At 61.3% G+C, this 22,488-nt stretch carries 23 protein-coding genes; 11 read left to right on the top strand and 12 right to left on the bottom strand.

Annotated elements, in window-relative coordinates:
- Positions 1-127: 127 nt before the first annotated feature.
- Positions 128-916, bottom strand: a complete 789-nt coding sequence (locus BM132_RS21430) for a hypothetical protein (RefSeq protein WP_092400226.1) — start codon at positions 914-916, stop codon at positions 128-130.
- 99 nt (positions 917-1,015) lie between these two features.
- Positions 1,016-1,981, bottom strand: a complete 966-nt coding sequence (locus tag BM132_RS21435; RefSeq protein ID WP_092458617.1) for an alpha/beta hydrolase — start codon at positions 1,979-1,981, stop codon at positions 1,016-1,018.
- Positions 1,982-2,108: 127 nt separating this feature from the next.
- On the opposite strand from BM132_RS21435, the gene aroC reads away from it, so the two are divergent.
- From aroC to mtnC, 5 genes are read left to right on the top strand one after another with little or no spacing between them, the layout of a single operon-like run.
- On the top strand, positions 2,109-3,200 hold the full coding sequence (aroC, locus tag BM132_RS21440; protein WP_024618518.1) for a chorismate synthase: 1,092 nt from the start codon (positions 2,109-2,111) through the stop codon (positions 3,198-3,200).
- 34 nt (positions 3,201-3,234) lie between these two features.
- The gene (locus BM132_RS21445; protein WP_047229622.1) at positions 3,235-4,380 is read left to right on the top strand and encodes an MFS transporter; all 1,146 of its coding nucleotides are present in this window, start codon (positions 3,235-3,237) and stop codon (positions 4,378-4,380) included.
- Complete coding sequence (locus tag BM132_RS21450; protein ID WP_092400220.1) at positions 4,377-4,997, top strand: methylthioribulose 1-phosphate dehydratase; 621 nt, start codon at positions 4,377-4,379, stop codon at positions 4,995-4,997. Before BM132_RS21445 ends, BM132_RS21450 begins: the two co-directional genes overlap by 4 nt.
- An 18-nt stretch (positions 4,998-5,015) precedes the next feature.
- The gene (locus tag BM132_RS21455; RefSeq protein ID WP_092458619.1) at positions 5,016-5,561 is read left to right on the top strand and encodes a 1,2-dihydroxy-3-keto-5-methylthiopentene dioxygenase; all 546 of its coding nucleotides are present in this window, start codon (positions 5,016-5,018) and stop codon (positions 5,559-5,561) included.
- Between the two features lie 4 nt (positions 5,562-5,565).
- Positions 5,566-6,249: an acireductone synthase gene (gene mtnC, locus BM132_RS21460; RefSeq protein WP_092458621.1), complete on the top strand. Its 684-nt coding sequence runs from the start codon at positions 5,566-5,568 to the stop codon at positions 6,247-6,249.
- Between the two features lie 111 nt (positions 6,250-6,360).
- Here the strand turns inward: mtnC and BM132_RS21465 are convergent, their stop codons facing one another.
- Entirely contained in the window at positions 6,361-6,639 is a 279-nt protein-coding gene (locus tag BM132_RS21465; protein WP_042732342.1) for a DUF3509 domain-containing protein, read from the bottom strand.
- 354 nt (positions 6,640-6,993) lie between these two features.
- Here BM132_RS21465 and BM132_RS21470 point away from each other — a divergent pair, with 354 nt between their 5' ends.
- From BM132_RS21470 to BM132_RS21485, 4 genes are all read left to right on the top strand, one after another.
- Positions 6,994-8,820: a long-chain-acyl-CoA synthetase gene (locus BM132_RS21470; RefSeq protein ID WP_092458623.1), complete on the top strand. Its 1,827-nt coding sequence runs from the start codon at positions 6,994-6,996 to the stop codon at positions 8,818-8,820.
- A 94-nt stretch (positions 8,821-8,914) separates the two neighbouring features.
- Positions 8,915-9,436, top strand: a complete 522-nt coding sequence (locus tag BM132_RS21475) for an ankyrin repeat domain-containing protein (RefSeq protein WP_092458625.1) — start codon at positions 8,915-8,917, stop codon at positions 9,434-9,436.
- A 160-nt stretch (positions 9,437-9,596) separates the two neighbouring features.
- Positions 9,597-10,127, top strand: coding sequence for a hypothetical protein (locus tag BM132_RS21480; protein ID WP_092458627.1), 531 nt, complete (start codon positions 9,597-9,599; stop codon positions 10,125-10,127).
- A 71-nt stretch (positions 10,128-10,198) separates the two neighbouring features.
- Positions 10,199-10,390, top strand: a complete 192-nt coding sequence (locus BM132_RS21485) for a PLDc N-terminal domain-containing protein (RefSeq protein ID WP_047229615.1) — start codon at positions 10,199-10,201, stop codon at positions 10,388-10,390.
- 62 nt (positions 10,391-10,452) lie between these two features.
- Here the strand turns inward: BM132_RS21485 and BM132_RS21490 are convergent, their stop codons facing one another.
- The 8 genes from BM132_RS21490 to gcl all read right to left on the bottom strand — a co-directional run bounded on the left by BM132_RS21490 (position 10,453) and on the right by gcl (position 20,241).
- Complete coding sequence (locus tag BM132_RS21490; RefSeq protein ID WP_092458629.1) at positions 10,453-11,658, bottom strand: MFS transporter; 1,206 nt, start codon at positions 11,656-11,658, stop codon at positions 10,453-10,455.
- Between the two features lie 143 nt (positions 11,659-11,801).
- Entirely contained in the window at positions 11,802-12,623 is an 822-nt protein-coding gene (locus tag BM132_RS21495) for an ion transporter (RefSeq protein ID WP_092458632.1), read from the bottom strand.
- Between the two features lie 21 nt (positions 12,624-12,644).
- On the bottom strand, positions 12,645-13,547 hold the full coding sequence (locus BM132_RS21500; RefSeq protein WP_092458634.1) for an urea transporter: 903 nt from the start codon (positions 13,545-13,547) through the stop codon (positions 12,645-12,647).
- 126 nt (positions 13,548-13,673) lie between these two features.
- On the bottom strand, positions 13,674-15,089 hold the full coding sequence (gene pyk / locus BM132_RS21505) for a pyruvate kinase (protein WP_092458636.1): 1,416 nt from the start codon (positions 15,087-15,089) through the stop codon (positions 13,674-13,676).
- Positions 15,079-16,359: a glycerate kinase type-2 family protein gene (locus tag BM132_RS21510; RefSeq protein ID WP_092458638.1), complete on the bottom strand. Its 1,281-nt coding sequence runs from the start codon at positions 16,357-16,359 to the stop codon at positions 15,079-15,081. The genes pyk and BM132_RS21510 overlap by 11 nt, the downstream gene beginning before the upstream one ends.
- A gap of 151 nt (positions 16,360-16,510) precedes the next feature.
- A complete protein-coding gene (locus BM132_RS21515) occupies positions 16,511-17,401 on the bottom strand; it encodes a 2-hydroxy-3-oxopropionate reductase (protein ID WP_092458640.1) in 891 nt (296 codons plus the stop codon).
- Positions 17,402-17,547: 146 nt separating this feature from the next.
- Positions 17,548-18,330, bottom strand: coding sequence for a hydroxypyruvate isomerase (hyi, locus tag BM132_RS21520; protein WP_092400196.1), 783 nt, complete (start codon positions 18,328-18,330; stop codon positions 17,548-17,550).
- Positions 18,331-18,465: 135 nt separating this feature from the next.
- Positions 18,466-20,241, bottom strand: a complete 1,776-nt coding sequence (gene gcl / locus BM132_RS21525) for a glyoxylate carboligase (protein WP_047229606.1) — start codon at positions 20,239-20,241, stop codon at positions 18,466-18,468.
- A gap of 265 nt (positions 20,242-20,506) precedes the next feature.
- On the opposite strand from gcl, the gene BM132_RS21530 reads away from it, so the two are divergent.
- Both BM132_RS21530 and BM132_RS21535 read left to right on the top strand, forming a co-directional pair.
- On the top strand, positions 20,507-20,944 hold the full coding sequence (locus tag BM132_RS21530; RefSeq protein ID WP_092458642.1) for a GlcG/HbpS family heme-binding protein: 438 nt from the start codon (positions 20,507-20,509) through the stop codon (positions 20,942-20,944).
- Positions 20,945-21,155: 211 nt separating this feature from the next.
- Positions 21,156-21,614, top strand: a complete 459-nt coding sequence (locus BM132_RS21535) for an REP-associated tyrosine transposase (RefSeq protein WP_092458644.1) — start codon at positions 21,156-21,158, stop codon at positions 21,612-21,614.
- Positions 21,615-21,749: 135 nt separating this feature from the next.
- Here the strand turns inward: BM132_RS21535 and BM132_RS21540 are convergent, their stop codons facing one another.
- Positions 21,750-22,358 (bottom strand): TetR/AcrR family transcriptional regulator, encoded by a 609-nt coding sequence (locus BM132_RS21540; RefSeq protein WP_092400190.1) that lies wholly within the window; start codon positions 22,356-22,358, stop codon positions 21,750-21,752.
- Positions 22,359-22,488 lie beyond the last annotated feature (130 nt).

Raw genomic sequence — 22,488 nt, forward strand, 5'->3', positions numbered from 1 at the left:
CCGCTGGGTGCGAAACACCCCTAAAACCAGCCACCTGCGGAGTATCAGAATTCTTGCAGGGGGCTGCTGCGCAGCCCAGCGGGGATAAATCCCCTCGCCACAGGGTTATGTGTCAAGCAGCCGGCAATCAGTGCCGCGTCGCAATCCAGATCAACAACCCAGCCTGGAACATGGCAAATGCCACCAGGCAGGTAATGGTGAACCGCAGGCCGTTGTCTTCGCGTTTGAACTTGGCGACCTTTTCTTCCTGCTGCTTGAGTTTGACTTCCTGCTCCGCCAGGTTCTGCTCGGCTTGTTGGAGCATCTGCGCGGCTTCGAGAATTTCCACGAACTGCAGTTTTTCGGTGTTCCAGTCCCCCAGCAGATTACCCACCTGCGCTGGCTTGACGCTGCCTTTGAGGTGCTGGGCGTCGGCGTAGACCACTTCGAAACCGTGGGCTTTCAGGAAGTGGTCGCGGCGCAGGCGGGTGTCTTCGTTCAGCGCGTCCTTGTTATTCAGATCGCTGCCATCGACCCGGTAGCTCGACCAGCGCTTCTTGGCCCAGGTAATGCCCTGTGCGGCGAGGAAGCGGCCAATGCCACGGTTCAGCGGCTCGACCTGCAAGCTGTCCGGGGAAAAATACAGGCGTTTTTCGACGTGATCGGCCCAGACGTCCAGATGATTCTGTTCCTTGCGCACCCGTTGGCCCGGCAACTGGATGCTCATGCGCAGCAAACTGCGCTCCTTGCTGTGGCGCTCGACGTAGCTGAACTCGACAAACCGCAGCGGTCGCGCACCCGTGGCTCGGTCGGTCTTGAGCGGTGCCAGGCGGAGCATTTTATGGTGCTCGGCCTGCACATCCGCCCAAGGCAGCTCCACCACTGGAGCGGCGGGCGTTTCGGCGGGGGTGTCGGGTGAAGTTTGAGTGTCAGTCATAACGGCAAAATCCTGTCCAGGCCGGCTGATCGGCAGCCATAGCGCTGTCCGACACCGGTCTATCGGCCGTTTTTGCCAGGACTGGAGGGGAAAAACCGTCTATCGAGCGGGTAATGAGCTAATAAAACCGAGGATTTTCGTACCCAATTCGGCCGCCAGGGGCAGGTTTGGATTTTTGTAGGAAGCCAATTGCTCTTTCATCTCCTTGGGAACGATGCGCATGACGTGGTTCATGCCCGTGATCAGCGCCAGCTCGGCATCGGGTTTGGCGGCTTGCAACTGCCTGGCGTCATCGACGCTGACTTGAATGTCATGGCTGCCCTGGATAATCAATGCTGGCATCTTCAGCGCCGCGAAAGCCTGGGCCGGCGCCTGGCGGAACAGCGAGATCAGGTAGGGCTGCACGCTGGGGCGAAAGATGACCTGCAGTTGTGGCGGTACGTTCTGGTCGAGGCGACCGGCCTTGAGGCTGTCCAGCAGTTCATTGGCGCGCGCCATCAGGGGGGGAGGCAGGCGGCTGCTCAGTTGTTGACGCAGCACCTGATCGATCGGCCGGGCACTGCCGGACAGCGAGATGACCGCGGCTGCATTGGCCTGGGGGGCGGCGAGGCTGGCGATCAACGCGCCTTCGCTATGACCCAGCAGAATCAATGGACCCATTCGCGGATCGGCAGTCAGTTTGCGGCTCCAGGCCACGGCGTCGGCCACGTAGGCTTCGACGCTCAGGTTGCGTTCGTCCGGGGTCGCCGCAAGGCTGGCGGCCACCCCGCGTTTGTCATAGCGCACGCTGGCGATGTTGTGTTTGGCCAGCACCCAGGCCAGGCGTTTGAGGCTATCGTTGCGCCCGCCCTCGGGGTTGTTTCCGTCACGATCTGTAGGACCCGACCCGGAAATGATCAGGACAACCGGCACCGGTGCGTCGGACTTGGGTAACAGCAGCGATCCGAAAAGCTCGCCGTTACCCGTGTCAAGGCTGATCGGTCGTTGCAGGACGGTGGCCTGGGCCAGGCTGGAAAGCAGGCCGGTAAACAGGGCAAGGCTTAAGGCAAGCAGCTTTAACATCATTACGCCATTGGTTACGAAGGTGCCGGTTGGACTGGCGTCCACCGATAAGGTTCGAGGATGAACTACTGAGGGAGCCTGCGTATACTGGCGCCCATCACGAATTCAGCGATTTCACGGAGCACCCTGCATGTCCGGCAATACCTACGGCAAGCTGTTCACCGTCACCACCGCGGGCGAAAGCCATGGCCCGGCGTTGGTCGCCATTGTCGACGGCTGCCCGCCGGGCCTGGAGATTTCCCTGGACGATCTGCAGCGTGACCTGGACCGGCGCAAGCCGGGCACCAGCCGCCACACCACCCAGCGCCAGGAAGCCGATGAAGTCGAAATTCTGTCCGGCGTGTTCGAAGGACGCACCACCGGCTGCGCCATTGGCCTGCTGATCCGCAACACCGACCAGAAGTCCAAGGACTACTCGGCCATCAAGGATCTGTTCCGCCCGGCCCACGCCGACTACACCTATCACCATAAGTACGGCGAGCGCGACTACCGTGGCGGCGGCCGCAGTTCGGCCCGGGAAACCGCCATGCGCGTGGCGGCCGGCGCGATTGCCAAGAAGTACCTGGCCAGCCAGGGCATCGTGATTCGTGGCTACATGAGCCAGTTGGGTCCCATCGAAATCCCGTTCAAGACCTGGGAGTCGGTGGAGCAGAACGCCTTTTTCTGCCCCGATCCAGACAAGGTGCCGGAGCTGGAGGCCTACATGGACCAACTGCGCCGGGACCAGGATTCGGTCGGCGCGAAGATCACCGTGGTGGCCGAAGGTGTGATGCCGGGCCTGGGCGAGCCGATTTTCGACCGCCTCGACGCCGAACTGGCCCACGCGCTGATGAGCATCAACGCGGTGAAGGGCGTGGAAATCGGCGCCGGTTTCGCTTGTGTCGCCCAGCGCGGCACCGAGCACCGTGACGAACTGACCCCGCAAGGTTTCCTGAGCAATAATGCTGGCGGCATCCTCGGTGGCATTTCCTCGGGCCAGCCGATCGTGGCGCACCTGGCCTTGAAGCCAACCTCCAGCATCACCACGCCGGGGCGCTCCATCGATATCCATGGCAACCCGGTGGACGTCATCACCAAGGGCCGCCATGACCCGTGCGTCGGCATCCGCGCCACGCCCATCGCCGAGGCGATGATGGCGATCGTGCTGATGGATCACTTGTTGCGTCATCGCGGCCAGAACGCCGACGTGCGGGTCAGCACCCCGGTGCTGGGCCAGCTTTGATGGTTGGCCTGCCGACCGCCGTGGCCTGACGACCATGGCGGCTCTGCCGTACTGGCGGCTCTCCAGTTTCTATCTGTTCTATTTTGCGCTGCTCGGCTCGACGGCGCCGTTTTTGGCGTTGTATTTCGATCACCTGGGGTTCAACGCGGCGCGCATCGGCGAGCTGGTGGCGATCCCCATGCTGATGCGTTGCGTGGCACCGAATATCTGGGGCTGGCTGGGGGACTACACCGGCCAGCGCCTGGCGATCGTGCGCTTTGGTGCCATTTGCACGCTGCTGACGTTCTCGCTGATCTTCATCGACCAGAGCTACGCCTGGCTGGCCTTGGTCATGGCGCTGCACGCGTTCTTCTGGCATGCGGTGTTGCCGCAGTTCGAAGTCATTACCCTGGCCCACTTGAGCGGGCAGACGTCGCGCTACAGCCAGATCCGCCTGTGGGGCTCCATCGGCTTCATCATCACCGTGGTCGCGCTCGGCCGGCTGTTTGAATGGCTGAGCCTGGACATCTACCCGGTGGCGCTGGTGCTGATCATGGGCGGCATCGTGCTCGCCAGTTTCTGGGTCCCCAATGCCCAGCCGACCCAGGGGCCGCGGGTGGCGGGGGAGGGTTTTCTGCGGCAGTTGCGTAACCCTGGCGTGCTGGCGTTCTATGGCTGCGTGGGGCTGATGCAGGTCAGTCACGGGCCGTATTACACCTTTCTGACGCTGCACCTGGAAGGCCTGGGTTACAGTCGCGGGTTGATCGGTATGCTCTGGGCCATTGGCGTGGTGGCGGAGGTTTTGATCTTCCTGCTGATGAGCCGGATCCTGGCGCGGTTTTCCGTGCGTCGGGTGCTGCTGGTGAGTTTCCTGCTGGCGGCGTTGCGTTGGCTGCTGCTGGGTTCACTGGCCGAGTTTCTCTGGGTTCTGTTGTTTGCCCAGGTGCTGCACGCGGCGACCTTCGGCAGTTTTCACGCCGCTGCCATCCATTTCGTGCAACGTAGCTTCGGCCCTCGCCAGCAAGGTCAGGGCCAGGCGTTGTACGCCGCCCTGGCCGGCATGGGCGGGGCGTTGGGCGCGTTGTATTCCGGCTACAGCTGGAACGCCCTGGGTGCCAGTTGGACTTTCAGCATCGCCAGCCTCGCAGCCTTCGCTGCAGCCGTTATCATTGCCACACGTATGCAAGAGGACAGGCCATGAGCCTTACCCGTGAACAGCTCGCCCGGGAAATCATCGACGCCGGGCGTTTTTTATATGGCCGTGGCTGGTCCCCGGCCACCAGCAGCAACTATTCGACCCGGCTTGCCCCTGACCAGGCCTTGCTCACCGTGTCCGGCAAGCACAAGGGGCAACTGGGCCTCGATGATGTGCTCGCCACCGACCTGGACGGCAACAGCCTGGAGCGCGGCAAGAAACCCTCCGCCGAAACCCTGCTGCACACCCAGCTGTATCGCTGGCGCCCGGAGATCGGCGCGGTGCTGCACACCCATTCGGTGAATGCCACGGTGTTGTCGCGCCTGACTCACCAGACTTTCATCGATTTTGAAGACTACGAATTGCAAAAGGCCTTCAGCGGTGTGTCGACCCACGAATCCTGTGTCCGCGTGCCGATTTTCGACAACGACCAGGACATCGCGCGCCTGGCCGGCCAGGTGCAGCCGTGGCTCGAGGCTCACCCCGATTGCGTCGGTTACCTGATTCGCGGTCATGGCCTGTATACCTGGGGGCCGAGCATGAACGATGCCCTGCGCCAGATCGAAGCGTTCGAGTTCCTGTTTGAGTGTGAGCTCAAGACCCGCGCACTCCTGAACCGTTAATTTGCTGGAGCCCTAACCATGAGCAGCCTGTCCGTCTACCACGTCTCAAGCCCCGACATTCCGAACAAGGTGCTGACCCACTTCGAAGACATCGCCGCGACTCTGGCCGATAAAGGTGTTCGTTTCGACCGCTGGGAAGCGGCGACGAAAATCCAGCCCGGCGCCGGCCAGGACGAAGTGATTGCCGCCTACCAGACCCAGATCGACCGGTTGATGAGCGAGCGTGGCTACGTCACGGTCGACGTCATCAGCCTCAACAGCGATCACCCGCAAAAAGCCGAGCTGCGGGCCAAATTCCTCGATGAACATCGCCATGCTGAAGACGAAGTACGATTTTTCGTCGCCGGTCGTGGCCTGTTTACCCTGCACATCGACGACTACGTCTACGCGGTGCTGTGCGAAAAGAACGACCTGATCTCGGTGCCCGCGGGCACGCCGCACTGGTTCGACATGGGCGAGCATCCGCATTTCGTTGCCATTCGCCTGTTCAACAACCCGGAAGGTTGGGTGGCGAAGTTCACTGGCGACGACATCGCCAGCCGTTTCCCGCGCCTGGAGGACTGAGCCTGTGCCGATCAAAGCCATTCTCACTGACATCGAGGGCACCACCAGCGCGGTGAGTTTCGTGTTCGATGTGTTGTTTCCCTATGCCGCCAGACATCTCCCGGATTTCGTTCGCCAGCATGCCGACCGCGCCGATGTGGCCGAGCAATTGGCAGCGGTGCGTCAGGACACCGGTGAGCTGGGGGCTGACCTGGAGCGCGTCATCGCGATCCTGCTGGAGTGGATCGCCGAAGACCGCAAGGCCACACCGCTCAAGGCGTTGCAGGGCATGGTCTGGGAGCAGGGGTATCAGGCGGGGCAGTTGAAAGGGCACGTCTACCCGGATGCGGTGCAGGCGCTACAGCGCTGGCATCAGGAAGGTTTCCAACTGTTCGTTTATTCCTCGGGCTCGATCCAGGCACAGAAGCTGATTTTCGGCTGTTCCGAGGCGGGCGATCTGTCGCCGTTGTTCAGTGGTTATTTCGACACCACATCAGGGCCCAAGCGGGAGGTGCAGTCCTACCAGCGCATCAGCGCGGCGGTGGGCGTAGCGCCGGGGGAGATTCTGTTTCTGTCGGATATCGTCCAGGAGCTGGACGCGGCTCGTGATGCCGGCATGGCGACGTGCGGATTGGCGCGCGAGGGCGGTGAACTGCAAGGGCATGTCACGGTGGACAGTTTTGCCCGGATTGAACCTTCAGCCTTTTGATACCTGTGGGAGCGAGCTTGCTCGCGAAGGCTGCGTGTCAGGCGGCATATCGGTTAGCTGACACACCGCCTTTGCGAGCAAGTCCGCTCCCACACGATTCTGCAAAGAGAATCAGGCGCTGTGATAGGTCGGTAGCGCAAAACGATGCTGGCTTTGCAGCATGGCGATCTGTGGCAATTCGCTGGCTTGTTCCGCCAGGTCGCGACGGATGGCGCTGATTGCCCAGGACAGTTGGTCCCCGGCGTGCAACTGGGCGTAGGAAATTGTGCGTTTAAACAGTTTGCCTTCGCTGTTGCGCAAGGTCAGCAGGATACCGCCATCCGGGCGGGCCTGGGTGGTCACTTCGTAGTTGGAAAACAGGGACGCAAACTTTTCTTGAATCATGTTCATATTTGACTGCTCCAGGGTGGTGGCAAACCGTGGAGAGGGTGTTGCAGTGTCTGTGCCAGCGTTGGGCTTGATTAAAAATCGTTATAAAACAATCGGTTAACATTTCCCCTCATTTTTGCTTTCGTGCAACTTGCATGAATGGCCACCGTGCATCCTGCATTTTGCGTGGTCGGGCGATCTTTTGTTGAACCAATTGAATTTCTGGCGCTCTTGTTCCGCCTGTCTGGAGGGGTGGATACAAAACATTGCAAAAACCGCATGTACAGCGCCGGAATCGCTGGCGTAATTTCGACCGCAATTGAGCTCCAGCCCGACAACAAGAACCCAGACCCACGAGGTCAAACGGGAGTGACCATGAGTCGTACACCCAGCGACGCCATTACCTGGGGCAAGATGCTGCGCAAGCTACCCACTATTGCCAGGGCCATTCCCCGTATCGTCAGAGGCATGAAGCTGGCCAACGTCCAGGACCCGACCCAGCCTTGCGGCCTGGGCTGGTGCTTCGAACAGGCCACCCAGCGCAATCCCCAAGGGCCGGCGTTGCTGTGTGGCGACACGGTGTTGAGTTATGCACAAGCCAATGAACAGGCCAATCGCATCGCTCATTACCTGTTGGCGCAGGGGATCGGCAAGGGCGACTGCGTGGCGATTTTCATCGAGAACCGGCCACAGTTGTTGGTGACGGTGCTGGCGGTGGCGAAAGTGGGTGCGGTCAGCGCCATGGTCAACACTTCACAGACCGGGGATGCGCTGGTGCACAGCCTGGCGTTGGTCGCCCCGGTCGCAGTGGTGGTCGGGGAAGAACGGGTCGCGGCGTTCAACGACGTGCGAGCCCGCACTTCGCTGTCAGGCGAGCGAACCTGGTGGGTAGCCGACCAGGACAGCGCTGCCGTGCCTTGCGGTTTCATCGACCTGATAAGCAGCAGCGCCAGTCACCCAGGCGAAAACCCGGCCAGCAGCCAGCAGGTTTTTTTCAACGACCCGTGTTTTTATCTCTACACCTCGGGCACGACCGGCTTGCCCAAGGCAGGGGTGTTCCGTCACGGGCGCTGGATGCGCACTTCCACCAGTTTCGGCCTGATCGCCCTGGACATGCAGCCTGCGGATGTTTTGTATTGCACGTTGCCGCTGTACCACGCCACGGGGCTGTGCGTGTGCTGGGGGGCGGCGATCTGTGGCGCCTCGGGATTTGCGATCCGGCGCAAGTTCAGCGCCAGCCAGTTCTGGAGTGACGTTCGCCGTTACCGGGCCACTACCCTTGGCTATGTCGGTGAATTGTGTCGCTACCTGGTCGACCAGCCCGCCAGTGCCGAGGACCGGCGGCATGAGGTCAGGAAGATGATCGGCAACGGCTTGCGCCCCGGGGCATGGTCGGCCTTCAAGACACGTTTTGGTGTCGACCATATCTGCGAGCTGTACGCGGCCAGCGACGGCAATATCGGCTTCACCAATGTGCTGAATTTCGACAACACCGTCGGGTTTTCCCTGATGGGCTGGGAGCTGGTGCAGTACGACCATGACAGCGGGGCGCCGTTGCGCAACCTGCAAGGCCGAATGCAGAAAGTACCCAAGGGCGAAGCGGGCCTGCTGATGGCGCGCATCGACGACAAGGCGCCGCTGGACGGCTACACCGATCCGGCCAAGACCGAAAAAACCATCTTCAAAGATGTCTTCGTGCCTGGCGACCGTTATTTCAATACCGGTGACCTGTTGCGCAACATCGGCTTTGGCCATGGGCAGTTCGTTGATCGCCTCGGTGACACCTATCGCTGGAAAGGCGAGAACGTTTCCACCACGGAAGTCGAAAATGTATTGCTGCAGCACCCGCAGGTCGCCGAGGCGGTGGCCTATGGCGTCGAGATCAATGGCACCAATGGCCGCGCCGGCATGGCGGCGATTACCCCGTCCGAATCCCTGGCGACCCTGGATTTTGCTGAGCTGTTGCAGTTTTTGCAGTGCAAATTGCCGGCCTATGCGGTGCCGTTGTTCTTGCGCATCAAGGTAAAAATGGACACCACCGGCACCTTCAAATACCAGAAAAACCGTCTCAGGAGCGAAGCCTTCGACCCGTGCGCCACGGGCGATGAGCCGGTCTATGCCTGGCTGCCCGGCACCGCGACCTATGTGCGGGTCGACCGGCAACTGGCGGCGCAGATTCAGCAAGGGCAGTACCGTTATTGATTCTGGCTATGCACGGTGCAGAGAAAAAAGGGATGACAGGCCTGGAGTCCCTCGGGAAACTAGCCGCTTTGCGAAGACTTAAGTGGAGTTCCCCATGTCCGATACAAGCCGCCAGATGACCCCGGAAGAGGCTGCGGAGTTTGCCGAACAGGTGTTCAATGTCGCGCGCCAGGGCGACGCTGCGATGATGGCCGCCTTGCTGAGCAAAGGCCTGCCGCCCAACCTGCGTAATCACAAAGGCGACACCTTGCTGATGCTGGCCGCTTACCACGGGCATGTGGAGACAGTGAAAGTGCTGCTGGAAAACAAGGCCGATCCGGAAATCCGCAACGACAACGGCCAGAGCCCGATTGCCGGCGCAGCGTTCAAGGGCGACCTGGCCGTGGTCAGCGCGCTGGTGGATGGCGGGGCGCAGGTGGAAGGCGCTTCTTTCGATGGTCGCACCGCGTTGATGATGGCGGCGATGTTCAATCGTGTGGAAATCGTCGATTACCTGATCAGCAAAGGCGCCGACCCCAAGGCCAAGGACGCCAACGGCGTCTCGGCCCTGGATGCAGCCCGGACCATGGGCGCGGTGGATACCACGGCGCAGTTGGAAAAGTTGCTGGCCCTGTAGGAGCTGCCGAGCGAAGCGAGGCTGCGATCTTTTGAGCTTTCGCTTGAGATTCAATGGCCAGGGAAAAGATCGCAGCCTCGCTTCGCTCGGCAGCTCCTACAGACCGATGTGATGCGCTATCCTGCGCGCCCTCAAAACCCAATCGCCACAGGATTTCCCCATGAAAGCCGCACTCGTCGAACTCATCAGCAAAATAAGCTCCGGCTGCCTGGGCGATGCCGACGTTGCGAAAATTGCTGACGAAGCGGCCCAGGCCTACGCCGACCCGGCGGCTTTTCTGGCGGCCAACCCGGACATCAACTACGACGACAGCTTCCCGATTCCATTGGGCGAATGGGTGGTGGTGGGGAGTCTGCCGGACACCGTGTTGTTCCAGGCCGACACTTATGTAGACCTGTTCGAACAGATCGTCGCCTCGTTCGGCCCTGGCGTGGCCTTCAATCTCAAGCCCAAGCAATTGGCGAAAACCGAAGCCCTGACGGCGCTCAATCGCATCCAGATCCAGATGAGCAGCCTGAACAAGGAAAACGGCGGCTATGTGCTGATGAATTTCAGCCAGTTGCTCGACGATGAACTGCAGATGGTTCTGGTGTACGGCAACGACGTGCCGCGCGTGCTGGAGCTGTGCGCCGAAGTCGGCATTGCCGCCGCGCCGGCCCTGGAAGCATTGAAGGTTGCGATCCACGTCTGAAGCAATAAAACGGAACCCTCGCCGGGCCCCCGCTATCCTAAGTGTGCATATCACCATCTGGGAGCGACACCATGGGTTCCACCTTCAACGGCCTGATTGGCCTGATCATCCTGGCGCTCGATATCTGGGCGATCATCAATGTGCTCAAGAGTGGCGCAGGAACGGGGGCAAAAGTCCTGTGGGTGCTGTTGATCCTGCTGTTGCCAGTGCTGGGCCTGATCATCTGGGCAATTGCCGGGCCGCGAGGCAACGTGCGGATCTGACCGCTCTTTGACGTTGCCCGGCAGGCTTTGCCGCCGGGCATTGCGACCCTGCCGCGGCGGTATCAGGCCGTCGCCAGTGCGTGTTTTTTCGAGGCCTTCAGGAAACTCAGCAGGGCCATCAGCGGGAAGGCACTGCCGACGATCACTACCCACAACCAGCCGCCGTGCTCGTACACCGCGCTGGCAATCGATGAGCCAAACGCGCCGCCGACGAAGATGCTGGTCATGTACAGCGCATTGAGACGACTGCGGCTTTTGGCATCGAGGGCATAGATGGTGCGCTGGCCCAGGACCATGTTCATCTGCACACAGAAATCCAGCACCACACCGGTCACCGCCAGGCCAATGACGCTGTAGAGCGGATGGATGAACGCTGGCAGAAAACTCAGGCTGGCCAACAGCATTGCCAGCAACGAAGCCATGCGGGTATGGCCGGCATCCGCCAGGCGACCGGCAATGGGCGCGGCGATGGCGCCAATGGCACCGACCAGGGCGAACAGGGCGATTTCAGTTTGCGACAGGCCATGATTGCGCGACAGTTCCAGCGGCACGGCGGTCCAGAACAGGCTGAAGGTGGCGAACATGCAGGCTTGGTAAAACGCCCGTTGCCGTAACAGCGGCTGCTGGCGCAACAGGGTGCCGAGCGAGCCCAGCAGTTGGCCATAAGAGGCGCTGTGGTCGGGTTGGCGCTTGGGCACAGTCAATGCCAGAACGATGCTGATCGCCGCCATCAAGGCTGCGGCGATCATGAACATCGCCCGCCAGCCGAAGTGATCGGCCACCACGCTTGAGATCGGCCGCGCCAGCAGGATCCCCAGCAGCAGGCCGCCCATGATGCCGCCCACGACCCGCCCTCTGGATTCCTCCGGGGCCAAGTGCGCCGCCAGCGGGATCAGGACTTGCACCGATACCGAACTGAACCCCACCAGCAGCGAAACCAGCAGGAACACGTTGGGCTGATCAGTGAACGCCGCCGCCAACAGACTGGCAATCGCCACGACGGTGGTGATGATCATCAGGCGACGGTTTTCCAGCAGGTCCCCCAGCGGCACCAGGAAAAACAGGCCCAGGGCATAACCGATCTGGGTCAGCGAGACGATCAGGCTGGCCATGGTGCTGCTCAGGCCCACATCGGGCGCGATCAGTTCGATGATGGGCTGGGCGTAGTAGATGTTGGCGACAATGGCGCCGCAGCAGAAGGCGAAGAGCAGGACCATGCCGCGAGTCAGGCTTGTGCTGGCGGGTATGGTGGGTGAGTGGGCACTCATGGCAATCTCGTCAGTGAATGGGAAGAGTGGCGTGAGGCTAAAGACTTAGCGGGCTCTGGAACAGGCTTTGTGGCTGATATCGGACATGCTTGCCATTGATGATGGAGGCCGCCTCAAGGGGCTGTGAACATTGAAAGTGCCTTCTATTCCAGTTTCTTGAACAGCGCATTGCCGCAACGCGAGCAGAAAGCAGCACCATGATCGTGGTTGTTTTTACTGCAGACCGGACAATCATGCTTGAGCTGGTCACCGCGCATGGCCGTGGCCAGTTCAGCCGTGAAAATACCCGTCGGCACGGCGATGATCGAGTAACCGGTGATCATCACCAAGGACGAAACCACCTGGCCCAATGGCGTCTTGGGCACGATGTCGCCAAACCCCACGGTTGTCAGCGTGACGATGGCCCAATAGATGCCCTTGGGAATGCTGGTGAAACCGTTCTCGGGGCCTTCGATGACGTACATCAAGGTGCCGAACACGGTCACCAGGGTCGATACGCTGACCAGGAACACGATGATTTTCTGCTTGCTCCCCCGCAGCGCCGTCATCAGGTAGTTGGCTTGCTTGAGGTAGGGGCTGAGCTTGAGCACGCGGAAAATCCGCAGCATGCGAATGATACGAACGATCAGCAGATACTGGGCGTCGCTGTAGTACAGCGCCAGGATTCCGGGCACGATCGCCAGCAAGTCCACCAGGCCGTAGAAGCTGAATGCATAGCGCAGGGGCTTGGGCGAGCAGTACAGGCGCAGACCGTATTCGACGATGAAGATGAAGGTGAACCCCCATTCGATGGCGGCCAGCAGGGAGGCGTAGTTCTGGTGCACGCTGTCGATGCTGTCGAGCATCACGATCACCAGGCTGGCGAGGATGATCAACAGCAGTGTGCTGTCGAAGCGTCGGCCGGCCACGGTGTCGGTCTGGAAAATGATCACGTAGAGGCGTTCACGCCAGTTGCTGCTATCCATAACCTTCGCCTGAACCAATAGTCAGCGAAGCCTAGGGTGATTGTCCCGCAAAGCGCAAGGCGCAGTGTCGAGACTGGCCGGTTGCCACACCCGGGCCGTGGCATGAACCAGCCAGCAGGCCAGGATGAAGGGGGCGGTCAGTGGTGCCAGACCGAGGGCGAGAAAGCCGGGTGTGAGCATGACCGCCAGCACAATGCCCGCCAGCGGCAACCATCGCTGATGGCTTTGTTGGCTGAGGGCCAGCGCCACCAGGGCCGGGTTATAGCCGCCGAGCCCCGACAGGGCTTGGGTCGTGTCGTGATGCAGCAGGGAGAATGCCAGGCCTGCGGCGCAACCCAGCAGCGCCCACCCGGCGGCGCGTGGGTTGGCAATCAACAAGCCCACAGCGATCAGCGCGCCGGCCAATGGCTGGTCGAGAAACATGACTTGGCCCAGTCCCCTCCAGTAAGCGGCCATAAGATTGGCCATTGTCAGTTCAACCAAAACGGGTGACGGCGGTGGTGGTGCGAAACTCAGCAGCAACCAGGCCAGTGCCACGAACGGCGCGGTGTAGGCGGGCAGGCACTGAGGGCCACGGCTGCGCTTGAGCCACTGCTGAGTCAACATCGCGCCGAGGCCGCCGCTGGCAATAATCAAGGGCGGTAACACGGCTGACCAAGGTATGGCGAGACTCAATAGCAAACCCAGCAAGATGCCGTTGTAACTGAACAGCCCAGCCTGTCGGTCAACCTTGGCATAACCGCGTCGCTGGGCGGTGAGTAACCCGGCCACGCCGCCCAGCAACGCGCCCCCCAACAAAGCGGGGGCGGTGCAGAGAATCGCCAGCAGGCACAACAGGCCACACAGCGGATGCCGCTGGAGGAAAATCTGGCTGAAGCCGTTGAGTAGGGCGGTGGCCCAGTCGGGGCAGTGGGTGTTGGGCATGGTTGGGTGTGTCTGATGGACCGGGTTGGTTTCATCGCGAGCAGGCTCGCTCCCACACTGGATCTGTGGCGTTCACAAAACCCCTGTGGGAGCGAGCCTGCTCGCGATGAGGCCGATACAGGCGCGCTAAATCAATGTCTCGATGCGCAACGAATTGGTCGACCCCGGCTGCCCGAACGGCACGCCGGCGGTGATCAGCAGGGTGTCGCCGCGCTGGGCCATGCCCTGGGCCTGGGCGATTTCCAGGGCGGTGGAGCACACTTCGTCCACCTGGCGCAGCCGATCGTTGACCACCGAATGCACGCCCCAGGCCACCGTCAGACGGCGGGCGGCCTGCAAGTTGGGCGTGAGGTTGAGGATCGGTACCGTCGGCCGCTCCCGCGCCGCCCGCAGGCTGGAACTGCCCGATTCGCTGTAGTTCACCAGCACCGCCACCGGCAATACGTTGCTGATACGCCGGATTGCGCAACTGATGGCGTCCGACACCGTGGCGTCGGCCTTCGGTCGGCTGACATCCAACTGCGCCTGGTAGTCCGGGCCGTTCTCCACCTGGCGGATGATCTTGCTCATCATCTGCACGGCTTCGAGGGGGTAATCGCCGGAAGCGGTTTCCGCCGACAGCATCACCGCATCGGCGCCTTCAGCCACGGCGTTGGCCACGTCGGTGACTTCGGCTCGGGTGGGCGCGGGAGAAAAACGCATGGATTCGAGCATCTGCGTGGCCACCACCACCGGTTTACCGAGGGCGCGGCAGGTGCCGATGATGTTCTTCTGGATCTGCGGCACGCTTTCGGCCGGCACTTCGACACCCAGGTCCCCCCGGGCAACCATGATCGCGTCGCTCAGTTCGGCGATCTCCCGAAGCCGGGTCACCGCCGACGGTTTCTCGATCTTGGCCATCAAAAATGCCTTGTCGCCAATCAACGCACGCGCCTCGCGAATGTCCTCGGGGCGCTGCACGAACGACAGCGCCACCCAGTCCACGCCCAACTCCAGGCCAAAGCTCAAGTCGCGACGATCCTTGGCGGTCAGCGGGCTCATGTCGAGCACGGCCTGAGGCACATTCACGCCTTTGCGGTCTGACAGTTCGCCGCCATTGAGCACCTGGGTGTCGATGGCATCGGCGTGCTTGGCGGTCACACGCAGGCGCAGCTTGCCGTCGTCCAGCAGCAGGTCCATGCCGGGCTCCAGGGCCGCGATGATCTGTGGGTGGGGCAGGTTGACCCGCTGTTCATCGCCGGGCGTGGCGTCCAGATCCAGGCGCAGGGCCTGGCCGCGTTGCAGCGCCACTTTGCCGTCGGCGAAGGTGCCCACGCGCAGTTTCGGGCCCTGCAAGTCCATCAGAATGCCCAGTGGGTAGTTGAGCTGTTGCTCGACCTCACGAATCCACTGGTAGCGCTGGGCGTGATCGGCATGCTCGCCGTGGCTGAAGTTCAGGCGAAAAATATTCACACCGGCCTGCACCAGTTCACGGATGTCATCGATCCCACGGGTAGCGGGGCCAAGGGTCGCGAGAATCTTGACCTTTTTATCAGGCGTCATGTTTGGGGTTCTCAAGAATCAGGATGGCGCGAAAGTCGTTGACGTTGGTACGCGTCGGCTCGGTGACGATCAACGCCTCCAGCGCGGCGAAGTAGCCGTAGCCGTTGTTGTTGTCCAGCTCGTCGCTGGCGCTCAGGCCCAGTTCGGCGGCACGGCGATAGCTGTCCGGGGTCATGATGGCGCCGGCGTTGTCTTCGGAACCGTCGATGCCGTCCGTGTCGCCGGCCAGGGCGTAGATGCCGGGATGACCCTTGAGGCTGTCGGTCAGGCTGAGCAGGAACTCTGCGTTGCGTCCGCCCCGGCCATGGCCGCGCACGGTGACCGTGGTTTCGCCGCCGGAGAGGATCACGCATGGCGCCGCCAGAGGCTGTCCGTGCAGGGCGATTTGCCGGGCGATACCGGCGTGGACTTTGGCCACTTCCCGGGATTCGCCTTCCAGGTCGCCGAGGATCAACGGGCTGAAACCGGCCTGGCGGGCTTTCACCGCCGCCGCTTCCAGTGATTGTTGGGGGCGGGCGATCAATTGGAAGTGGCTGCGGGCCAGGCTCGGGTCGCCGGGTTTGACGGTTTCCGATTCCGGGCTTTGCAACCAGTTGCGCACCGAAGCCGGTATTTCAATGTTGTAGCGCTTGAGGATCGCCAAGGCTTCGGCCGATGTGCTGGGGTCGGCCACGGTGGGGCCGGAGGCGATGACCGTGGCGAGGTCGCCGGGCACATCGGAAATCGCGTAGGTGTAGACCGTCGCCGGCCAGCAAGCCTTGCCCAGGCGTCCGCCCTTGATCGCCGAAAGATGTTTGCGCACGCAATTCATCTCGCCGATGGTGGCGCCGGACTTGAGCAGCGCCTTGTTGATCGATTGCTTGTCAGCCAGGGTGATGCCAGCGGCCGGTAGCGCCAGCAGCGCCGAGCCACCGCCGGACAGCAGGAAAATCACCCGGTCGTCTTCGTTAAGGTGGCTGACCAGCTCCAGCACCCGTTGGGCTACCGCCAGGCCCGCCGCATCAGGCACCGGGTGCGCGGCTTCCACCACTTCGATCTTCTGGCAGGGCGCGCCATGGCCGTAGCGGGTCACCACTAAACCGCTGACTTCGCCTTGCCAGCAACGCTCGACCACCTGCGCCATGGCCGCTGCGGCCTTGCCGGCGCCGATGACGATCACTCGGCCGCTGCGGTCGCTGGGCAGATACTGTTCAAGGACATGCTGCGGATGGGCGGCATCGATGGCTGCGGCAAACAGCTCGCGGAGCAAATGTTGCGGATCGACCGACATGGCGGACTCCCGATATTTTTGTTGTTAGGCAGGGCAACTCGATTTCCTGTGGGAGCGAGCCTGCTCGCGATAGGGCCTGACATTCAGCATCAATGTTGACTGACAATCCGCTATCGCGAGCAGGCTCGCTCCCACAGGGTTTTGTGACGCATCAGTTATCGCGAATAGAGAAATTCGCCATGTGCTCCAGGCCCTTGATCAGCGCCGAGTGATCCCAGTGGCTGCCGCCGATGGCTGCGCAGGTGCTGAACACTTGCTGGGCGTTGGCGGTGTTGGGCAGGTTGATGTTCAGCTCCTTGGCGCCTTGCAGGGCCAGGTTCAGATCCTTCTGGTGCAGGCTGATGCGGAAGCCCGGATCGAAGGTGCCCTTGATCATGCGCTCGCCGTGTACTTCCAGGATCTTCGAGGAGGCAAAACCGCCCATCAACGCTTCGCGAACCTTGGCCGGATCGGCGCCGTTTTTCGCGGCGAACAGCAGGGCTTCGGCCACGGCCTGGATGTTCAGCGCGACGATAATCTGGTTCGCCACTTTCGCGGTCTGGCCGTCGCCGTTGCCACCCACCAGGGTGATGTTCTTGCCCATGGCCTGGAACAGCGGCAGGGCGCGCTCGAAAGCGGCGCTGTCGCCGCCGACCATGATGCTCAGCGTGGCAGCCTTGGCGCCGACTTCACCACCGGACACGGGGGCATCCAGGTACTGCGCGCCTTTTTCATTGATCTTGGCCGCGAAGGCCTTGGTGGCGGTAGGGGAGATCGAGCTCATGTCGATGACCACCTTGCCCGCGCCCACGCCCGCCGCCACGCCATCGGCGCGAAACAGCACGTCATCGACCTGCGGGGTGTCCGGGACCATGACGATGATGAACTCGGCTTCCTGGGCGACTTCTTTCGGGTTGGCCAGCGCCACCGCGCCGCCGGCCAGCAGATCGGCGGGGGCCGGGTCGTGGTGCTGACTCAGAAGCAGGCTGTGCCCGGCCTTTTGCAGGTTCAATGCCATGGGCAGACCCATGATGCCGGTGCCGATGAATCCGATTTTAGCCATGAGAAAATCCTCTTGTTGTGATCGCTGCTCGTAGGAGCTGTCGAGCGAAGCGAGGCTGCGATCCTTTGATCTTTCTCCCGGGACTCAAATGTCAGGGGAAAGATCGCAGCCTCGTTGCACTCGTCAGCTCCTACAGGAAAATTGGGTCAAACCGCGTTATGGCTTTTCAGCCAGCCAAGGCCCGCTTCGGTGCTGGTCAGTGGCTTGTATTCACAGCCGACCCAGCCTTGGTAACCGATGCGGTCCAGGTGTTCGAACAGGAAGCGGTAGTTGATCTCGCCGGTTCCCGGCTCGTTGCGTCCCGGGTTGTCCGCCAATTGCACATGGTTGATCTGGTCCAGGTGCGCCGAGAGGGTCCGGGCCAGGTCGCCTTCCATGATTTGCATGTGGTAGATGTCGTATTGCAGGAACAGGTTGGCGCTGCCTACTTGCTCGCGGATCGACAGGGCCTGGGCGGTGTTGTTCAAGTAGAAACCGGGAATGTCGCGGGTGTTGATGGCTTCCATCACCAGCTTGATGCCTTTGGCCTGCAGTTTCTCGGCAGCGTATTTCAGGTTGGCGACAAAGGTTTTCTCCACCAGGGCCTTGTCGCAGTTCTGCGGACAAATCCCGGCCAGGCAGTTGACCTGGGTGTTGCCCAGCACCTGGGCATAAGCGATTGCCAGGTCAACGCCCGAGCGGAACTCTTCAACCCGGTCCGGCAGACAAGCAATGCCGCGCTCGCCCTTGGCCCAGTCGCCGGCCGGCAGGTTGAACAACACTTGGGTCAGGCCATTGGCCTGGAGCAGCGCCTTGAGCTCGGCGCTGCTGTAGTCGTACGGGAACAGGTATTCGACACCCGTGAAACCGGCCTTGGCGGCCGCTTCGAAACGGGCGAGGAAATCCTGCTCGGTGAACAGCATGGACAGGTTGGCTGCGAAACGCGGCATGGTGGGTCTCCTGTAAATATTTTCAAAGTCCCTGTGGGAGCGAGCCTGCTCGCGATGACGGCTGTACGGCCAACATCACCGACACTGACCCACCGCTATCGCGAGCAGGCTCGCTCCCACAGGAGGATTCAGCACTCAATCGAGCAACGAAATTGCGGTCGGTGCATCGTTGCCCACGAGTGCCAGGTCTTCGAATTCGTTGACGGCGTTGATCTCGGTGCCCATGGAAATGTTGGTCACCCGTTCCAGGATGATCTCGACGATCACCGGCACCTTGAATTCCTCGATCAACTCCTGGGCTTTGCGCAGCGCCGGCTGGATGCCGGACGGTTCGAACACCCGCAGCGCCTTGCAACCCAGGCCCTCGGCCACGGCGACGTGGTCCACGCCATAGCCGTTGAGTTCCGGCGCGTTGAGGTTGTCGAAGGACAGTTGCACGCAGTAGTCCATGTCGAACCCGCGCTGGGCCTGGCGGATCAACCCCAGGTAGGAGTTGTTCACCACCACGTGGATGTACGGCAGCTTGAACTGCGCGCCGACCGCCAGCTCTTCGATCATGAACTGGAAGTCATAGTCCCCCGACAACGCCACGACCTTGCGGCTCGGGTCGGCCTTGACCACCCCGAGCGCCGCCGGGATAGTCCAGCCCAACGGGCCGGCCTGGCCGCAGTTGATCCAGTGGCGCGGTTTGTAGACGTGCAGGAACTGCGCCCCGGCGATCTGCGACAACCCGATGGTGCTGACGTAGCAGGTGTCCTTGCCGAAGACCTGGTTCATTTCTTCGTACACACGCTGGGGTTTGACCGGCACGTTGTCGAAGTGCGTCTTGCGCTGCAGGCTGGCCTTGCGTTGCTGGCAGTCCTGCAGCCAGGCGCTGCGGTTTTTCAGTTTGCCGGCGGCTTGCCATTCGCGGGCGACTTCGATGAACGCAGTCAGTGCCGAGGCAGCGTCGGAAACGATGCCCAGGTCCGGGGTGAACACGCGGCCGATTTGGGTCGGTTCGATGTCCACATGAATGAAGGTGCGCCCTTCGGTGTAGACATCCACCGAACCGGTGTGGCGGTTGGCCCAACGGTTGCCGATGCCCAGTACCACGTCCGACTTGAGCAGCGTCGCATTGCCATAACGGTGGGAGGTTTGCAGGCCGACCATGCCCACCATCAATGGGTGATCGTCGGGAATCGTGCCCCAGCCCATCAGTGTGGGAATCACCGGGATACCGGTCAGTTCAGCGAATTCCACCAGCAGCTCGCTGGCATCGGCGTTGATGATGCCGCCGCCGGCCACCAGCAATGGGCGTTCAGCCTGATCGAGCATGGCCAGGGCCTTTTCGATCTGCACGCGATTGGCGGCAGGTTTGGCCAGCGGCAGCGGTTGGTAGGCGTCGATGTCGAACTCGATCTCGGCCATCTGCACGTCGAACGGCAAGTCGATCAGCACCGGACCCGGCCGGCCGGAACGCATTTCAAAGAAGGCCTTCTGGAACGCGTACGGCACCTGGCCCGGTTCCAGGACGGTGGTGGCCCACTTGGTCACCGGCTTGACAATGCTGGTGATATCCACCGCCTGGAAATCTTCCTTGTGCAGGCGGGCACGGGGCGCTTGGCCGGTGATGCACAGGATCGGAATCGAGTCGGCCGAAGCGCTGTAGAGCCCCGTCACCATGTCGGTCCCCGCCGGGCCCGAGGTGCCGATGCACACGCCAATGTTGCCGGCCTTGGTGCGGGTGTAGCCCTCGGCCATGTGGGAGGCGCCTTCAACGTGGCGAGCGAGGACATGATCGATGCCACCCACCTTTTGCAGGGCAGAGTACAGCGGGTTGATCGCGGCACCCGGGATGCCGAAGGCGGTGTCCACGCCTTCACGGCGCATCACCAGAACGGCGGCTTCGATTGCTCTCATTTTGCTCATGGTTTTGTGCCTCTTACGTTTTATAATTGTATACAAGTGGCTTTGCGCAGAGTTTATTCACGGCGGACGGCGCAGGTCAATCCATTTCCTCAAGCACCTGTTTCATTCGTCGGAAGGCCGTAAATACGGCGGTGCTTCGTCGCTATGGTCGTGTTGTTGGAATTATTGTATACAAAAATATGTTCTATTGTGTTCTATTATTTGCGTCTGGTTTTGCCGAAGGCATTGCCTGGAACGCTTCCCACAACAAAAGAGGACAGCACTCATGAGCGCTTTAACCTTGAAAGTCGCCATCAACCTGACGGGGCAAGCCCTTGCCGCAGGCCGTGAAATCAGCGCTGCACCGCTGACCATTGCGGTCCTGGACAGCGGCGGCCACCTGATTGCCTTGCAACGCGAAGACGGCGCCAGCCTGCTTCGTCCTCAGATCGCTATCGGCAAGGCCTGGGGCGCCATCGCCCTGGGCAAGGGCTCGCGCCTGCTCGCCCAGGACGCCCACCAACGCCCGGCCTTCTTCGCCGCGTTGAACGGCCTGGGGCAGGGCAACGTCGTGCCGGCACCGGGTGGGGTGTTGATCAAAGGCGAGGATGGGCGGGTGCTGGGTTCCATCGGCATCAGTGGCGACACCTCGGACATTGATGAGCAGGTGGCGATCAGGGCTGTGGAGGGGGTGGGGTTGAAGGCGGATGCGGGGGTGGCTTGATGCTGCGGTGACGCGACTGCCGCTTTCGCGAGCAAGCCCGCTCCCACAGGTTTTGGTATGGACACAAAATGTGTGAATACCGCAGATCAAGTGTGGGAGCGGGCTTGCTCGCGAAAGCAATCGAGCAGACACATCCAGCTAAAAGTTTGACCATGATGCTGCATTCACAGCGCTAGCCTTTCAAAACTTCACTGGGAAAGGAGGGCAATGGATGCCTTTACGTTCAGCTTCACACCGTCTGCGCATCGGTCGCTATGCAGAGCAAAACCGCATCTATTTACTGACAGCCAATACGCGCGGTCGCGAGCCTGTCTTTAAGGACTATGGTTTGGGCAGGATAGTCATCCGTCAATTCAAGGAGGTACAGGAGCACGGCATTGCTGATTCCCTGGCTTTTGTCGTGATGCCTGATCATTTCCATTGGTTGATCCAACTGTATCGCGGATCCTTGGGGCAGTTGATGTGCCAGGTGAAATCCTTAAGTGCCAAGGGGGTCAACGAGGCGGTTGGCAGGACGGGGAATCTCTGGCAGCAGGGATACCATGACTGTGCATTACGGCGGGAGGATGAATTGATAAAACTGGCTCGGTATGTAGTTGCCAACCCGTTGCGGGCAGGTTTGGTGGAGCGACTTGGCGAATATCCGCTTTGGGATGCCATCTGGGTATGACTTGAAATCGAGTTGCCGCCATTCGCGAGCAGGCTCGCTCCCACAAGGTATCTCAGTTGTTCACAAAATTTGAGTTCACAGCAGAACCCTTGTGGGAGCGAGCCTGCTCGCGATGAAGGCGATGCGCTCCCAAGCCTAGCGATCCACCTCACACCCCTTCAACACCAGCCGAATAATCGTTTGCGCCGCGGCCTCATAATCCGTTTCGTCCAGCTTCGCCTTGCCGGTCACTGCGGAGATTTGCCAGTCGAAGTCGGCGTAGGTCTGGGTGGCCGCCCAGATGCTGAACATCAGGTGGTTGGGGTCGATGGGGGCGATTTGACCTCGGTCGATCCAGGTCTGGATGCAGTCGATGTTATGGCGGGCCTGGGCGTTGAGCTGTTCCACCAGGTCGGCGCTCAGGTGCGGGGCGCCGTGCATGATTTCGCTGGCGAAGACTTTTGAGGCGAAAGGCAGGTCGCGGGAGATGCGGATCTTGGAGCGGATATAGTGGCTCAGCACTTCGCCGGGCACGCCGTCGGCGTTGAACGGGGTCGAGGCCTGAAGGATGGGCTCGATAATACTTTCCAGCACCTCGCGGTAGAGGTTTTCCTTAGATTTGAAATAGTAGTAGACGTTGGGTTTGGGCAGGCCCGCCTTGGCCGCGATATCGCTGGTTTTGGTCGCCGCGAAGCCCTTGTCGGCAAATTCTTCGCTGGCGGCACGCAGGATCAGTTCTTTGTTGCGCTCGCGGATAGTGCTCATAAACCCAGGGGTTCCTTGCCTGTTCTGGCGGTGGCGCATGGTAGCACCGGCCTCGCGAAGCGCTCAAGAATGCCCCGAGGCCACGTCGGGCGCGCTATGCTGCGCAGCATTATTGTTCAAGGAGTTCTTC

The sequence above is a fragment of the Pseudomonas sp. NFACC45 genome (genome assembly GCF_900113505.1).
Taxonomy (GTDB): domain Bacteria; phylum Pseudomonadota; class Gammaproteobacteria; order Pseudomonadales; family Pseudomonadaceae; genus Aquipseudomonas; species Aquipseudomonas tehranensis.

What these genes read in the sequence shown, in the direction of transcription:
- BM132_RS21430 (WP_092400226.1), bottom strand. Translation starts at nt 916, where the DNA reads ATGACTGACACTCAAACTTCACCCGACACCCCCGCCGAAACGCCCGCC.
- BM132_RS21435 (WP_092458617.1), bottom strand. Translation starts at nt 1,981, where the DNA reads ATGATGTTAAAGCTGCTTGCCTTAAGCCTTGCCCTGTTTACCGGCCTG.
- aroC (WP_024618518.1), top strand. Translation starts at nt 2,109, where the DNA reads ATGTCCGGCAATACCTACGGCAAGCTGTTCACCGTCACCACCGCGGGC.
- BM132_RS21445 (WP_047229622.1), top strand. Translation starts at nt 3,235, where the DNA reads ATGGCGGCTCTGCCGTACTGGCGGCTCTCCAGTTTCTATCTGTTCTAT.
- BM132_RS21450 (WP_092400220.1), top strand. Translation starts at nt 4,377, where the DNA reads ATGAGCCTTACCCGTGAACAGCTCGCCCGGGAAATCATCGACGCCGGG.
- BM132_RS21455 (WP_092458619.1), top strand. Translation starts at nt 5,016, where the DNA reads ATGAGCAGCCTGTCCGTCTACCACGTCTCAAGCCCCGACATTCCGAAC.
- BM132_RS21465 (WP_042732342.1), bottom strand. Translation starts at nt 6,639, where the DNA reads ATGAACATGATTCAAGAAAAGTTTGCGTCCCTGTTTTCCAACTACGAA.
- BM132_RS21470 (WP_092458623.1), top strand. Translation starts at nt 6,994, where the DNA reads ATGAGTCGTACACCCAGCGACGCCATTACCTGGGGCAAGATGCTGCGC.
- BM132_RS21475 (WP_092458625.1), top strand. Translation starts at nt 8,915, where the DNA reads ATGTCCGATACAAGCCGCCAGATGACCCCGGAAGAGGCTGCGGAGTTT.
- BM132_RS21480 (WP_092458627.1), top strand. Translation starts at nt 9,597, where the DNA reads ATGAAAGCCGCACTCGTCGAACTCATCAGCAAAATAAGCTCCGGCTGC.
- BM132_RS21485 (WP_047229615.1), top strand. Translation starts at nt 10,199, where the DNA reads ATGGGTTCCACCTTCAACGGCCTGATTGGCCTGATCATCCTGGCGCTC.
- BM132_RS21490 (WP_092458629.1), bottom strand. Translation starts at nt 11,658, where the DNA reads ATGAGTGCCCACTCACCCACCATACCCGCCAGCACAAGCCTGACTCGC.
- BM132_RS21495 (WP_092458632.1), bottom strand. Translation starts at nt 12,623, where the DNA reads ATGGATAGCAGCAACTGGCGTGAACGCCTCTACGTGATCATTTTCCAG.
- BM132_RS21500 (WP_092458634.1), bottom strand. Translation starts at nt 13,547, where the DNA reads ATGCCCAACACCCACTGCCCCGACTGGGCCACCGCCCTACTCAACGGC.
- pyk (WP_092458636.1), bottom strand. Translation starts at nt 15,089, where the DNA reads ATGACGCCTGATAAAAAGGTCAAGATTCTCGCGACCCTTGGCCCCGCT.
- BM132_RS21510 (WP_092458638.1), bottom strand. Translation starts at nt 16,359, where the DNA reads ATGTCGGTCGATCCGCAACATTTGCTCCGCGAGCTGTTTGCCGCAGCC.
- BM132_RS21515 (WP_092458640.1), bottom strand. Translation starts at nt 17,401, where the DNA reads ATGGCTAAAATCGGATTCATCGGCACCGGCATCATGGGTCTGCCCATG.
- hyi (WP_092400196.1), bottom strand. Translation starts at nt 18,330, where the DNA reads ATGCCGCGTTTCGCAGCCAACCTGTCCATGCTGTTCACCGAGCAGGAT.
- gcl (WP_047229606.1), bottom strand. Translation starts at nt 20,241, where the DNA reads ATGAGCAAAATGAGAGCAATCGAAGCCGCCGTTCTGGTGATGCGCCGT.
- BM132_RS21530 (WP_092458642.1), top strand. Translation starts at nt 20,507, where the DNA reads ATGAGCGCTTTAACCTTGAAAGTCGCCATCAACCTGACGGGGCAAGCC.
- BM132_RS21535 (WP_092458644.1), top strand. Translation starts at nt 21,156, where the DNA reads ATGCCTTTACGTTCAGCTTCACACCGTCTGCGCATCGGTCGCTATGCA.
- BM132_RS21540 (WP_092400190.1), bottom strand. Translation starts at nt 22,358, where the DNA reads ATGAGCACTATCCGCGAGCGCAACAAAGAACTGATCCTGCGTGCCGCC.